Annotated in this window: 12 protein-coding genes; 11 read left to right on the top strand and 1 reads right to left on the bottom strand. The window is 68.4% G+C overall.

Annotated features, from left to right (window positions below):
* Window positions 1–59 precede the first annotated feature (59 nt).
* The 9 genes from ACZ1DY_RS34950 (at window position 60) to ACZ1DY_RS34910 (ending at window position 10,270) form a co-directional block, all read left to right on the top strand.
* Window positions 60–986, top strand: coding sequence for an NAD(P)/FAD-dependent oxidoreductase (locus tag ACZ1DY_RS34950; RefSeq protein ID WP_465482243.1), 927 nt, complete (start codon window positions 60–62; stop codon window positions 984–986).
* A gap of 29 nt (window positions 987–1,015) precedes the next feature.
* Window positions 1,016–1,615 (top strand): TetR/AcrR family transcriptional regulator, encoded by a 600-nt coding sequence (locus ACZ1DY_RS34945; protein WP_465482242.1) that lies wholly within the window; start codon window positions 1,016–1,018, stop codon window positions 1,613–1,615.
* Window positions 1,605–2,486 carry a crotonase/enoyl-CoA hydratase family protein gene (locus ACZ1DY_RS34940; protein WP_257484697.1) on the top strand — a complete coding sequence of 294 codons (882 nt, stop codon included), beginning with the start codon at window positions 1,605–1,607 and terminating at the stop codon, window positions 2,484–2,486. The genes ACZ1DY_RS34945 and ACZ1DY_RS34940 overlap by 11 nt, the downstream gene beginning before the upstream one ends.
* Window positions 2,483–3,373, top strand: a complete 891-nt coding sequence (locus ACZ1DY_RS34935) for an AurF N-oxygenase family protein (RefSeq protein ID WP_126732780.1) — start codon at window positions 2,483–2,485, stop codon at window positions 3,371–3,373. The genes ACZ1DY_RS34940 and ACZ1DY_RS34935 overlap by 4 nt, the downstream gene beginning before the upstream one ends.
* A gap of 16 nt (window positions 3,374–3,389) precedes the next feature.
* Window positions 3,390–3,635 carry a hypothetical protein gene (locus ACZ1DY_RS34930; protein WP_378442710.1) on the top strand — a complete coding sequence of 82 codons (246 nt, stop codon included), beginning with the start codon at window positions 3,390–3,392 and terminating at the stop codon, window positions 3,633–3,635.
* A 644-nt stretch (window positions 3,636–4,279) separates the two neighbouring features.
* Window positions 4,280–4,873 carry a TIR domain-containing protein gene (locus ACZ1DY_RS34925; RefSeq protein WP_465482241.1) on the top strand — a complete coding sequence of 198 codons (594 nt, stop codon included), beginning with the start codon at window positions 4,280–4,282 and terminating at the stop codon, window positions 4,871–4,873.
* Window positions 4,870–6,519 (top strand): KGGVGR-motif variant AAA ATPase, encoded by a 1,650-nt coding sequence (locus ACZ1DY_RS34920; protein WP_465482240.1) that lies wholly within the window; start codon window positions 4,870–4,872, stop codon window positions 6,517–6,519. Before ACZ1DY_RS34925 ends, ACZ1DY_RS34920 begins: the two co-directional genes overlap by 4 nt.
* An 11-nt stretch (window positions 6,520–6,530) precedes the next feature.
* A complete protein-coding gene (locus tag ACZ1DY_RS34915; protein WP_126732784.1) occupies window positions 6,531–7,136 on the top strand; it encodes a hypothetical protein in 606 nt (201 codons plus the stop codon).
* The gene (locus ACZ1DY_RS34910; protein ID WP_465482239.1) at window positions 7,133–10,270 is read left to right on the top strand and encodes a helicase HerA domain-containing protein; all 3,138 of its coding nucleotides are present in this window, start codon (window positions 7,133–7,135) and stop codon (window positions 10,268–10,270) included. Before ACZ1DY_RS34915 ends, ACZ1DY_RS34910 begins: the two co-directional genes overlap by 4 nt.
* 55 nt (window positions 10,271–10,325) lie before the next feature.
* On the opposite strand, the gene ACZ1DY_RS34905 is transcribed toward ACZ1DY_RS34910, so the two are convergent.
* The gene (locus tag ACZ1DY_RS34905) at window positions 10,326–11,228 is read right to left on the bottom strand and encodes a hypothetical protein (RefSeq protein ID WP_465482238.1); all 903 of its coding nucleotides are present in this window, start codon (window positions 11,226–11,228) and stop codon (window positions 10,326–10,328) included.
* Window positions 11,229–11,467: 239 nt separating this feature from the next.
* Between ACZ1DY_RS34905 and ACZ1DY_RS34900 the strand changes: the two genes are divergently transcribed.
* Both ACZ1DY_RS34900 and ACZ1DY_RS34895 read left to right on the top strand, forming a co-directional pair.
* The gene (locus ACZ1DY_RS34900; protein ID WP_465482237.1) at window positions 11,468–11,641 is read left to right on the top strand and encodes a hypothetical protein; all 174 of its coding nucleotides are present in this window, start codon (window positions 11,468–11,470) and stop codon (window positions 11,639–11,641) included.
* 113 nt (window positions 11,642–11,754) lie between these two features.
* Complete coding sequence (locus ACZ1DY_RS34895; protein ID WP_465482236.1) at window positions 11,755–12,948, top strand: helix-turn-helix domain-containing protein; 1,194 nt, start codon at window positions 11,755–11,757, stop codon at window positions 12,946–12,948.
* The last annotated feature ends 1 nt before the right edge of the window (window position 12,949 follow it).

The following is a 12,949-nucleotide window of genomic DNA, read 5'->3' as shown; positions in this document are numbered from 1 at the left end:
CCGGCGGGCGGCCCGGGTATGCGGGTGCTGACCCGACTCCCGGACAGAGAGGCCATGCCGTGCGCGATGCCGGGTATGACGCGGTGATCATCGGTGCCGGACCAGCCGGGTTGACCACCGCGCTGGTGCTCGGCCGGTCCCGGCGCAGCGCGCTGGTGATCGACGGCGGCGCGGGCCGGAATTCGACCGCCGCGGGCGTACACGGGCTCCTGGCCTGCGACGGGATGAATCCGGACGCGCTGCGGGCCGCCGGTCGCGAGCAGCTGGCGGAGTACCCGGAGGTCCGCCTGCGCGAGGGCAGGGTCCGGTCCGTCGACGGCGATCGCGGCGAGTTCGTCGTCTCGTTCGAGGACGGGCGTTCGGTGAAGGCGCGCCGGATCGTGCTGGCCACCGGCGTGATCGAGGACCTGCCAGGGATCGCGGGGCTGGCCGAGCGCTGGGGGAAGAGCGTGCTCGGCTGCCCCTACTGCCATGCCTGGGAATTCCGGGACCGGCCCTTGGCCGTCCTGGCCACCGAGGGGCGGCAGGACGCGATGTTCGCCGCCCAGCTGACCCGATGGAGCCAGGATGTCACCTTGTGCGCCAACGGTTTCCCGTTGTCCGCCGAAGATGAGGCATTGCTGGGCGAACGTGCGGTCCACGTGCGCCGCGAGCCGGTGCGAAGTGTGGAGGGACCCGAGGACGAAGTCGAACGGATCACCTTCCGCGAAGGCGACCCGGTGGAATGCGCGGCGGTGTTCCTGCACGTCACCACGCGGCAGGCCGACCCGCTGGCCGGGGAACTGGGCTGCGTTCTCCAGGACGACGGCACCGTGAGGATCGACGACGTCGGATTCACCGGCGTGCCGGGTGTCTTCGCCGCGGGTGACCTGGCGCGGCGGGAGTCGTGCCCGCCGGGCATGACGTTCGTGGTGACCGCGGCCGCCATGGGTTTCGTGACGGCCACCGCGGTGGATCACGAACTGTTCCAGGAAGAGCTGGACTGAAGAGCGGAATCCGTGCTTCACTCCTTGCCATGCCGTACCGCCGGACCCCGAAGACGCAGGCAAGACTGGACTCGCAGCGAGGCGAGATCCTGGCCGCGGCCGTCGCGCTGCTGGCCGAGACCGGGTACGCGGGCTGCTCCATGGCCGCGGTCGCCGCGCGGGCGGGCGTGGGCACCGGCAGCGTGTACCGGCAGTTCCCGTCCAAGGCCGACCTGGTCGTCGAGGTCTTCCGCGAGGTGGTCTCCCGGGAGGTGGACGCCGTCGAGGCCGCCGCGTCCCAAGGCGACGTCCGCGAACGCGTGGTCGCCGTGATCGAGACCTTCGCCGGGCGGGCGCTGAAGGCACCGAGACTCGCGTACGCGTTGCTGGCCGAACCGGTCGACGCCGTCGTGGAGGCCGAACGCCTGGTGTTCCGCCGCGCGTTCCGCGAAGTCATCGCCAGGAACATCGCCGACGGCGTGACGAGAGGACTGCTGCCCCCGCAGGACGCGGAAGCGACCGCCGCGGCGCTGGTCGGCGCGGGCGCGGAAATGCTGGTCGGCCCCTTGGCGGGCGAAAGCGGACCGGACACGATCCCGCAGCTGGTCACGTTCACCCTTCGCGCGCTGGGAGGTGCCGATGGCGTTTGAGACGCTCACGTACCGCGTCGAAGACCGGAAGGCGTACCTGACCTTGAACCGCCCCGAGCGGCTCAACGCGATCAACGACGTCATGCCGCGCGAGATCCGGCAGGCCGTGGAGCTGGCGAACGAGGACGACGCGGTCCGGGTGATCGTGGTGCGCGGCGAAGGCCGGTCTTTCTGCGCCGGATACGACCTCAAACAGTTCGCCGAGGACGACGCCGAAGGCCGCTGGAATCAGGGCCCGGTCTGGGATCCGGTCAAGGACTACCGGGTGATGAAGCGCAACACCGACGACTTCTTCAGCCTGTGGCGATCGCTGAAACCCACCGTCTGCCAGGTGCAGGGCCACGCGATCGCGGGCGGCAGCGACATCGCGCTGTCCTGCGACGTGCTGATCATGGCGAACGACGCGCGCATCGGCTATCCGCCCGCACGGGTGTGGGGCTGCCCGACGACCGCGATGTGGGTCTATCGCGTCGGCGCCCAGCGCGCGAAGCGGATGCTGCTCACCGGCGACACCATCGACGGCGCCACCGCGGCGGAATGGGGACTCGCGCTCGATGCGGTGGAACCCGGACGGCTCGAAGCGGCTGTCGAGGAACTGGCCGACCGGATGGCGGGCGTGCCGACGAACCAGCTGGTGATGCAGAAACTGATGATCAACCAGGCCTACGACAACATGGGCCTTTCCGGCACCCAGACCCTCGCGACGCTCTTCGACGGCATCACCCGGCACACCCCCGAAGGCCGCTGGTTCCGCGAATTCGCCGAACGCGATGGTTTCCACGAGGCGGTGGCCTACCGCGATTCCGGGCAGGTCATCCCGGACGGCGGCGGACCGCTGCCCGAACACGAGGATTCGAGGAGGTCGTCATGACCGCGAACACCGAGAGCGAACGCGTCGCCGAGCGCCTGCAGCGCTCCGCCGCGCGGCTGTCCTACGACCCGGACGTCGACGTCGACTGGCTGGCACCGCTGGTCGACGGCGCGTACGGCAAGGCACCGGAACGATGTTCCTTGTACGGCACGGAACTTTGGGAACGTCTCGACGAAGGCCAGCGCGCCGAGCTGAGCCGCCAAGAGGCGGCGGCCGCGGCGGCGTCGGGTATCTGGTTCGAGCTGATCCTCATGCAAGGCCTCGTGCGCCACGTCTACAACAGCGACCCGACGACGCACAACGCCCAGTACGCGCTCACCGAGATCGCCGACGAATGCCGTCACAGCACCATGTTCGCCCGCTCGATCGAGAAGAGCGGCGGCGTCGTCCGGCGCCCGAGCCGCTCGGCGCACCGCGCGGGCAAGCTGTTCGGCGCGATCTGCGGCCCGGCGCTGCTGTTCGCCGGCGCCATCTACGTCGAAGAACTCGCCGACGGCATGCAACGCGAGATGATGCGCGACGACAGCCTGCAGCCGATGATCCGGATGATCTCACGCATCCACGTCATCGAAGAGGCACGGCACATCAGCTTCGCCAAGGACGAACTGAGCCGGGCCTGGGCGCGCCACGGCCGCGTCGGCCGCGAACTGATCCGCTGGGCGATCGCCGGGATGGCCTACGTCGCGACGTCGGAATTGTTGCACCCCAAGGCATACACCTCTGTCGGCCTGGACCCGCGCGAAGCCCGCCAGGTCGCCACCGCGAACCCGCACTGGCGCCGGACCAAGGCGGCGTGGGCTGCCAAGGCCGTCGAACACTTCACCGAGATCGGTCTCATCGGCGGCCCGAGCCGCCGGCTCTGGCGCCGCGCCGGCGTCCTCGACTGAACAAGGAAGGCACTCCATGTCCAAGCTCCTCGGCCTCGGTATCGCCGCGACCGGACTCGCCCACTTCGCCGCCCCGGCGGCCTTCGAACCCGTGACGAAGATGGCCTTCGCCGACGACGTCCGCAACTGGACCTACCGCAACGGCGCCACCGAACTCGCCATCGGCCTGGCGATCGCGGCGGGCCCCACGCGGAAGGCCGGGTTCGCGGGACTGGCCGTCTACGCGGGCTGGCTGGGCAAGCGCGTCCTCGCCCGGCGTTAGGTGTCTCAGTCTCGGAGTGATCGCGCAGGTCAGATCCTGAAACGGCGTCCCAGCACCGATGGTTGACGAAGAGGCTCGGACTGGCGGCGGCGACCGTGGCGCCCTCCTGCCCGGATTTACCGGCTCGACACCGGTGGGGGACGTTCCGCACGAGCTGCGCCTGGCCTGCCTCCGGGGAGGCGCACAAGCGCACCCGTCCGGTCGATCAAGCCCGGTGAGGGGATTCGCCCCTGCAACCCCGGGTCTCCGAAACGGAAACGAGGTCGAAGATGCGCCATCAGGAGCTCGAAGCCGAGCCCGTCGGGTGACGTCGGGTAATACCTTCTGGCTGCTCGCAGGGTGCTCGCAGTGTCATGGTGTGTCGTCTGATGGCGGACTGATTCGGGCCTGTCGGGCTCGTGTATCAGGGATTCCGTCGATTGGTCCAGTCGCCCCGAAGAGCCGGCGTCGTCGGCCCGGGATGACACAGGTGGGGCGGGCCGCGCCGTGGTTTTCCGCTGCGCGAGAATGACACGCTCCGACACTTGCGCGTTGTCGGCGTCTTGGTCGTTGTCCTCTTTATGGCCAGTTGACTGGCCACTTGTCCCGGTAATCTCCATTATTTGTCGATTTTCGCCCGGTGCCCGCCGCATATCATCGTTGGCGTGTCCGAGTACGAGTACGATCTGTTCATCAGCTACAGTCGTCACGGCAGCGTGCAGAAATGGCTGCTCAATCACTTCTACGGCAAACTGCGTGAAAGTCTCGCCGACGAGTACGGCAGTGTGAACGTGTACATGGACCGACAGATGCCCAGTGCCGTGCATTGGCCGTCCAATCTGCGGGACGCATTACAGCACAGCAAGATCATGGTTCAGTTGCTCACTCCGCCTTACTTCGAGTCACCATGGTGCATGGCAGAGATGCGCAGCATGCAGGCCAGGGAGAAGATGCTCGGACTCGCGGGACACGGCGTTTCTTCTCAGGGGTTGATCTACCCGATCCTGTACGGGGACTCGGAGAATTTTCCCGAAGAGGGAAGAGTGCGAGCCTGGCGGGATTTCAAGGACGTCGCCTACCCGGATCCGTGCTACCAGCAGAGCATCGAATACAACAAGTTCCACCACAAGGTCAAGGAGCTGGCGCGGGACCTGGCGCAGTTGGTGGCCCAGGCGCCACCGTGGCAGCCGGACTGGCCGCTCGTGGAAGTACCGGAACCGGTGCTGCTGCCGACCCCTCCGCTGCCGAGGTTCGAATGACGACCGGCACCGTGCTCACCTTCTATTCGTACAAGGGCGGGGTGGGCCGCAGTTTCACGCTGGCGAACGTGGCCGTGCTGCTGGCGCGCTGGGGTTACCGGGTGCTCACGGTGGACTGGGATCTCGAAGCACCCGGGCTGCACCACTACTTCGGGCCGAAACTGGTCGAGCAGCCGGAACGCGGGGTCGTCGACCTCGCGCACGACTTCCTGCGCGGTGCCGGATCACCGGTGGCCCCGCGGGATCTGGAGTCCTACGCCGTCCGGGTCGGCGTCGAAGGTGGCAGGCTCGACCTGCTGGCCGCCGGACGCATGGTTTCCGGCAAGCTGGACGACTCCTATTCGAAACGCATGCAGGAGCTGAACTGGGAGGAGCTGTACCAGCGCGGTTTCGCCGCCTACCTGGAGGCGTGCCGGGCGGTCTGGACCGAGGACTACGACTTCGTACTGCTCGACAGCCGGACCGGTGTGTCCGACATCGCCGGCATCTGCACAGCGCATCTGCCGGACCGGTTGGTCGTGGTGTTCACCGCCAACGACCAGAACCTGGACGACGTGGTGGACGTCGCCCAGCGGGCCGACCGCGCCCGTGACCGCCTGCCCTACGACCGCCCCCGGCACTCGGTGCTCCCCATTCTGTCCAGATTGGACAATCGAGTCGAGTACGAGCGCGCCGAGCAGTGGCAGCGCAAGTGCGCCGAGACCGTGGCGCCGCTGTTCGGAAACTGGCTGGCGCAAACCGTCTCTGTGGGCCTGATGATGCGTCACCTCACGGTGCCCTACGTCTCCTACTGGAGCTTCGGCGAGCAGTTGCCGGTCCTGGATGAGGAGGTGCCCAAGGCGGACCAGATCTCCTACGCGCTGGAAACGGTCGCGTCGGTCATCGCGCAGGACTTCGACCGCACCGACGTGCTGGCCGACAACCGCGACGCCTATGTGGCCGCGGCGCGGGACCGGTGCCGTGAGTTCGACTTGGATGTGCTGGTGTCGAGTGCACGGCAGTCCAAGGTCGCCGCCGAACTGATCCAAGAACTGCGCCTGCTCGGAGTGCGCGCCGACCGATCGTTGTCCGGTGACCCAGGGTTCCTGGCCGAGGCCACCGATTCGGCCCAGCACCTGTGCCTGGTGGTGGAGGGACCGCTGAACCGGTGGCAGATCACCGAGTCCGAACGGTTCCTGCGGCACACGCTCGGGCCGGATGGCAGGCAACGGCAACTGTTCTGCCTGCTCGCCCGCGGCATCGACCGCGACGAACTGCCAGGTTTCGTGCGTAATCTGCACCACCTTGAATTCACTCCGGACGTGCGGCCCGTCCGGGTGGCCCGACAGCTGCACCACCTGCTCACCGCCACCGGGGCAGGGCCGGACCAGGAGGCGCTACAGGTCGCGGCGGACGCCCTCCGCGCGCTGCCGGACACCCTGCCCTACGCCGAACGTTTCGTGCTGATCGAGGACACCGTGCGCGGAATGGCCACCGCGCTGGACGAGGGTGACCTGGCCCGGCTGCTCGACCGGTCGGCGGACCTGGACTTCCTCGGCAGAGCCCACGGAGACGGCGCCGGGGTGCCCGCTCCCCGCGCGCTCCTCGACGCGACGAGGGAACTGCTGAGCCGGATCGATCGACGGATCAACGCGTTCACCGAATGAAAGGCGGCGATATGCCGGAGCAGTACTCCACGAATGCCAGAGCCGCACTGCTGGCGCTGGTGCTGGCCAACCGGGACATGCTCAACACGGAGCTGGTCAAGGATCACAAGGTCCGGCTCGGTCCAGCCGAACGCGACCGGTTGAACGCCGCCGGACTGCTGGAGAGTTCGACGAACGTCCGGCCGTTCGTGCACCGGATCACCGACGCGGGGATCGACTGGTGCATGACAGACCTGGTTCGCTCGGAATTGCCGCCCCGCTCGGGGCCGCAGGCCAGGCAGCAGCTCGACCTGCTGCGCCGGCTGGTGCCCTTCCTGCGTCAGCGCGGTCTGCTGGCCGAAGCGCTGCGGTCCGGTGACCTGGAGTCGCTCATCCGCGGCGTCTACGCCGAGCTGTCGGTGGGCGTGCAGGACTGGATCCGCCTGGCCCGGCTGCGGCCGAAGCTCAACGGCGCGGACAAGGACGAGGTGGACGCGGTGCTGGTCAAAATGGCGAAGACGGGCACGGTCCACTTGGCCCCCGACTCCAACCGCAAGGTGCTCACCGATGCCGACCACGCCGCCGCCGTCCGGGTCGGTGGCGAGGACAAGCATCTCATCGTGATCGAGGAATCATGACCGACGACTTACGCGAGGTCTTGGCCGTCCTGCGGTTCAACTCCGCCGAGACCCCGGACGATGTTTGGCACACCTCGCCCTCGCATATCGACGGCCTGCACGCCAGGGTTGAGCACAACATCATGGCGGGCATCGAGGACGCCAGGGCCAGCACCGGCCCGAGTCCGGTGGGCGTGGCCGTGCAGGGGGAGAAGGGGGTGGGCAAGACCCATCTGCTCGGCACGGTGCGCCGCATGGTGCAGAGCAAGGGCGGCTACTTCTTCCTGGTCGAGCTCACCACCGGGGCCGCGTTCTGGGATGACATCGCCGAGGCGATGCGCAGCGAACTGCACCGGGCCAACGACGAGGGCGAGCGTCAGCTCACCGTGCTGCTGCGGCAGTTGTGCGCCGGTGCCGCGGTGTCCGAAGAGGTCAGCCGAGCCATCGTGGGCGAAGCGGAACTGCGGCCCGACCACCTGCGTGCACTGCTCAACGGCCTAAGGCGGGCTGACGGCCGCATCGCCGTGGAATGCGGTGACACCATCCGCGCTTTGGTGCTCTACGGATCCGACGCCGCGGACATCGGCCTGGAGTACCTCCAAGGCCACGAAGGCAGCAACGACGACCGCCGGTTCTGGGGCATGCAGCACCGCGCCAAGTCGCCGCGCGTGCTCGTGCGCGACATTTCCCGCGTTCTCGCCCTGACAGGACCATGTGTCGTGGGGGTCGACCAGCTGGACACCTTGGTCAACAAGGGGCAGGACGTACTCGACACCCAGGAGACCGACGCCGAGGTGACCCGGGAGATCGCGCTGATCTCCGACGGCCTGATGGCGCTGCGTGAATCCACCCAGCGGACGCTGACCATCGTGGCGTGCCTGCCCAACACCTGGATGCGGTTGAAGAACGTGGCCAGCGACACGGTGGGCGACCGGTTCACCCAGACCTCGTTCCTCGGCGCGATCCAGGATCCGGCACTGGGCAAGCGGCTGGTCGAGAAGTGGCTTCGGGTGATCTACGAAAAGCACGGGGTCACGGCGCCGCACTCGACCTGGCCCGTGGCCGCCAGTGCGTTCGGTGAGAACTGGACGAGTTACACGCCGCGGCAGTTGCTCAAACGGATCCACGCCCACGCCGAAGCCTGCCTGCACGGTGAGATCCGGGAACTGGGTTCATTCGACGAAAAGGTGGTCGAGCCCGCACCCGTGACCATCCTGCCGGATCAGTCCCTCAACGAACTCGACGAGGAGTTCGCCCGGTTGCGGAGTGAGGTCGACCTCAGCAAGCTGAACATCAGCAGGGACAACGAAAATGAGGTCACTCCGCCTTTGCTGCTAGCCGGGTTGAAGGCGTGGATCACCGAGGTCGGCAACGACGACCTGAAGTGGCAGGCGGAGTCGCTGTCGGACGACAAAAGGCTGCACGCCGGGCTGCGCCGGCTCCTCGACGACGCACTGGACATCCAGGAGCAGTGGACCTTCCGGGTCATTTCCGGGGCCCACGGCACGACGGTGCTGCACCGGTTGCGCAACGCCCGCGACGCGGCGGGTATCCGGGCCGGGGCCAAGGATCGGCACCTCGTGCTCATCCGCTGGGGCAACCGCGGCTGGACCGGGCCGACCACCCGCAAGGAGTTCACCGCGCTGGAGCGGCTGGGGGTGCGGCGCCTCGACATGTCGGACGAGGATCTACGGACCTTCAGCGCGCTCCGGGAAATGCTGGCCACGCCGACCCACCGGCTACTCACCTGGCTGGTGGCGCGTAAGCCCGCCAGCGGCCGGACGCTGCTGCGCCACATCCTGCCTCCGCCCACCCAGACCAGGAGCGGCCACCAGGAAACACGGCCTCCGCCGGAACTCGCCCCGGCGAGACTCGCCACCCCATCCCCCGTCGAGCCGAAGCCCACCCCGCCGACGATGCCGGTCGCACCAGCAGGCGAGGAACTCGTGCTCGGGCTCGACGGGGAAATCCGTATCGAACTGGAGTCGCTGCGCAAGCACGTCATCGTGTTCGCGGGGTCCGGCAGCGGGAAAACCGTGCTGCTGCGCCGGATCGTCGAGGAGTGCGCTCTGCGCGGGGTGTCGGCGATCGTGCTGGACCCCAACAACGACTTGGCGCGCCTTGGTGACGCCTGGCCCGAACCGCCTGGCGATTGGCTACCCGGGGACGTTGCCAAGTCGGCGGAATACCTGACCAACACCGAGGTCGTGGTTTGGACACCGGGCCGTGCCGGCGGACGTCCGCTCAGCTTCCACCCGTTGCCCGACTTCGCCGACGTCCGCGAGGACGCCGACGAGTTCGCGGCCTCGGTCGAAGCCGCCGTGGCCCGGCTGGTGCCGCACGCCAGGGTCGCCAACGGTACCAAGGGGGCCGTTCGCGGCCGGGCGGTACTGCGCGAGGCGCTGACGCACTACGCCCGTTCCGGGAAGCGGGACCTCAACCGGTTCATCGAACTGCTCGCCGAACTGCCGGAGGGGGTGAGCAAGCTCAGCACCGGCACCGCGATGGCGGCCGATCTGGCGGAAACCCTGCGGGCGGCCGTGGTCAACGACCCGCTCCTCGGCGGGCCGGGGGAAGCGACCGATCCGGGGGTCCTGCTCACACCTTCGACGGGCAAGCGGGCGCGGATCTCGGTGATCAGCTTCATCGGATTGCCTTCGGAGGAGCAGCGGCAGGGTTTCGTCAGCCAGCTCCAGTGGGAGGTGTTCGCCTGGATCAAACGCCATCCGGCCGTGGACCGGCCGCTCGGCGGGCTGTTCGTGATGGACGAAGCACAGACCATCGCACCGTCTACGGCGTTGACGGCCAGCACGCAGAGCACCATCCTGCTCGCGTCCCAGGCACGCAAGTACGGGCTCGGCCTGGTGCTGGCCACCCAGGCACCGAAGGGCGTGCACAACCAGGTGGTCGGCAATGCCACGACGCAGTTCTTCGGCAGGCTGAACAGCCCGGCGCAGGTGGCCGCCGCGACCGAGATGGCCAAGGCGAAGAGTAGTTCGGTGGGCAACATCTCACGGCTGGAACGAGGGCAGTTCTATGCCACCGGCGAGAACTTCGCCTTCCGCCGGATGCGGGTGCCGCTGTGCCTGAGCCACCACCCACCGAGTCCGCTGCGACTGGAAGAAGTGCTGGACCGGGCCCGCGGGCACCGGTGACCGACGGCGAAAAGCGCCCCCCACCCGTTCCGGGTGAGGGGCGCTTTTCCGTGGGTCAGCGAACCACGGCCGCGACCTCGGTGTTGATGCGCTGCCACAATGCTGCGAACAGGTCTTCCCGGCGGTAGACGCGGGGCTCGCCGGTGCTGCGGCCGAGCACCGAGAAGTTGTGCAGTTCGAGTACGGCGGCATCGTTTTCGGTGCTGTACACCGGGCGGGCCCAGCCGTTGCTGCACACGCCGCCGGTGTCGGTCTGGTGCCTTCCGACCACGAAGTTCACCGTCTCGTCCCCGCCGATGCCCCCGCGCTGGATGTCCAGCGCGTACACCGTGTCACCGGCCTGCTCGACCCGGACGCTGATCCGCGCATCACCGCGGTGCACCGTGCCGACGAACCCACTGCGCTCCAGGCCCGGCATCGCCGCGGTGAGCTGGTCACCCAGGTATCGGAGGGTGGCTTCCTGTTCGGCGTACCGGCTGAACGTGGCGGGCACGGTCGGCGTGCAGGTGAGCCGCCGGGCGCCGGTCACCACTTCGGCGACCGGTGCCTGTTCGGCCCCCGCCGACTCGGCGGCCTCGACCCGGGCGGCCAGCGTCTCGGTGAGCAGGTCGGGCCGCGCGGTGTCGAACCGCAGGTAGCTCACGTGCGGGTGTCGCAGCTCGGCGGGCACGGTGAGCTCACCGACGAGCACCGGCAGCACGTGCTCGTCTCCGTTCTTGACCGCGCGCAGCATCGCGGCACCGAAATCGTCCACAGTGGAGAGGAAGGGCAGGAAGAAGCGCACCGGTGCGGCCGGCAGGTCCCCCCGGTCCTTGTGTCCCCACCACTCGTGGGTCTGGTCGGGCTCGTGCAGGACCGTCAGTCCGCGCTGCCGGATCGTCTCGACCACCTCGCCGACCGCGGACCGCGACTGCTCGGTGAACGAAACGGCGACGTCGTAGGCCGCATTTTCCTTCATAACCCACCCTTCCTGATCGTCACCGGTACCACACCGGTGAGTACCGGGGCAGACTCCACCGCCGCTGTCGACCAGAAGTGGACGAGGTGTGGATGCCCGCCCGTTTCCCGTTGACCGCAGCGGGGGAAACGGTCACCTCCTTGTTGGCCGTCCGGGATCTGATGAATCCTCGATATGGGCACCGGAACAGATCCGGAAAAGCCCGAAATCAATTCGCCAATTCCTCAGGAGGATTCGTCATGTCCAAATTCATGCCCACTTTCGCCGCCGTCGTCGCCTCGGGCACCGCCATGTTGTGCCTGGCCGTGGCCGGTTCCGCCAGCGGTTTCGCCCTGCCCTCGGACGAGCCGCCCGCCACGCCGCCGACCACCACCTCCGCGCCGAATCCGGACGGAAACCCCTGGCACGACTGAGTTACCGCCGAACGCGTCCCCCGGTCGCCCGCGAGCATTTCGCGGGCGACCGGGTGATTGCGCGGGTCCGGGGCAGGTGCTGTACTCGAAGTCAGTCGGAGCGGGAGGCTTTGGTGACCGGAACATTTGGGGAATTACTGCGTGAATACCGCATCGCCGCCGGCCTGTCGATGGGCCAGCTGGCCAAGCGCATTCACTACAGCAAGGGTTATCTCAGCAAGATCGAAAACGGGGTGAAAACGCCCCACGATTCGATGGCCCGGGTCTGCGACGGGGCGCTCGGCGCGGGCGGCGCGTTGCTGGCGGCGTCGCGGGCGGCGAAAGAGAGCGCGGTGACCCTCGACCGCCGCCAGGTTCTGGTGGCCGGCACCGTGCTCGGCGTGACGCTCACGGGCGGGCCGCGGCCGGTGCCGGACGAACGGGTGGTCGTCGGGATCCGGACCACCTTCGAGCACCTGCGACGCCTCGGTATGCAGACAAGTCCCGTGGTGGTGCTGGAATCGCTGACGGCGCAGGTGCAGATGCTCGGCGCGCTGGCGGGGGAGAATCCGGAGCCGACCAGGTCGCACCTGTTGCTGCTGGCCGCACGGATCGCCGAGTACACCGGATGGATGCAGCAGGAAGCGGGGGACGACCGGCGCGCGCTGTTCTGGACGAGGAAGGCTGCGGAACTGGCCGTCGCGGGCGGGGACGAAGAGATCGTCAGCTACGCCTTCGTGCGGGAAGCCGGGCTCGCGCTCTACCGGCACGATCCGATCGCCACGATCGAATTGGCGCGCCGGGCCCAGCAGGCGGGACCAGCCGGTCCGCGCACCCTCGCTCTGGCCGCACGGCGGGAGGCACAGGGCCACGCCCTGGCCGGTGATCGCGGCGAGTACGAACGCGCGCTGGACAAGGCCCTGTTCCACCTCGACGCGGCTGGCACGGACCCATCGGCGTATCCGGTGCTCGGCTCCACGGCTCCCGACCCGATCGAGCTGGCCCGGGGCTGGTCGTTGTGCGACCTCGGCCGGCCCGGGCAAGCGGCCGAACTCCTTGACCGGGAACTGACCCGGCTGCCCACGGACTCGCGGCGCACGCGGGCGCGGTTCGGCGTCCGCAGATCGCTGGCCTACGCCCTGGCGGGCGAGGTCGACCAGAGCTGCCGAACCCTGCGCGAAACACTGGAGGACGCGGCCCACGTCGATTCGGCGACGATCCGGCTCGACCTGCGGGAACTGGCCAGGAACATCGGCCGGTGGCACAACCACGCCTCGGTCCGCGAGGTCTACCCGGAACTGCGGCAAGCGCTGCACCAGCGAGTCTGAG

It is taken from the genome of Amycolatopsis sp. PSD-21 (assembly GCF_055561455.1).
Note: the sequence above shows the minus strand (reverse complement) of the source record. Positions and strands in the feature narration are given on the sequence as shown.

Excerpts from the sequence above, each read along its gene's own strand:
- ACZ1DY_RS34915 (WP_126732784.1), top strand. The coding sequence starts at position 6,531 with ATGCCGGAGCAGTACTCCACGAATGCCAGAGCCGCACTGCTGGCGCTG.
- ACZ1DY_RS34940 (WP_257484697.1), top strand. The coding sequence starts at position 1,605 with ATGGCGTTTGAGACGCTCACGTACCGCGTCGAAGACCGGAAGGCGTAC.
- ACZ1DY_RS34905 (WP_465482238.1), bottom strand. The coding sequence starts at position 11,228 with ATGAAGGAAAATGCGGCCTACGACGTCGCCGTTTCGTTCACCGAGCAG.
- ACZ1DY_RS34920 (WP_465482240.1), top strand. The coding sequence starts at position 4,870 with ATGACGACCGGCACCGTGCTCACCTTCTATTCGTACAAGGGCGGGGTG.
- ACZ1DY_RS34935 (WP_126732780.1), top strand. The coding sequence starts at position 2,483 with ATGACCGCGAACACCGAGAGCGAACGCGTCGCCGAGCGCCTGCAGCGC.
- ACZ1DY_RS34945 (WP_465482242.1), top strand. The coding sequence starts at position 1,016 with ATGCCGTACCGCCGGACCCCGAAGACGCAGGCAAGACTGGACTCGCAG.
- ACZ1DY_RS34910 (WP_465482239.1), top strand. The coding sequence starts at position 7,133 with ATGACCGACGACTTACGCGAGGTCTTGGCCGTCCTGCGGTTCAACTCC.
- ACZ1DY_RS34900 (WP_465482237.1), top strand. The coding sequence starts at position 11,468 with ATGTCCAAATTCATGCCCACTTTCGCCGCCGTCGTCGCCTCGGGCACC.
- ACZ1DY_RS34930 (WP_378442710.1), top strand. The coding sequence starts at position 3,390 with ATGTCCAAGCTCCTCGGCCTCGGTATCGCCGCGACCGGACTCGCCCAC.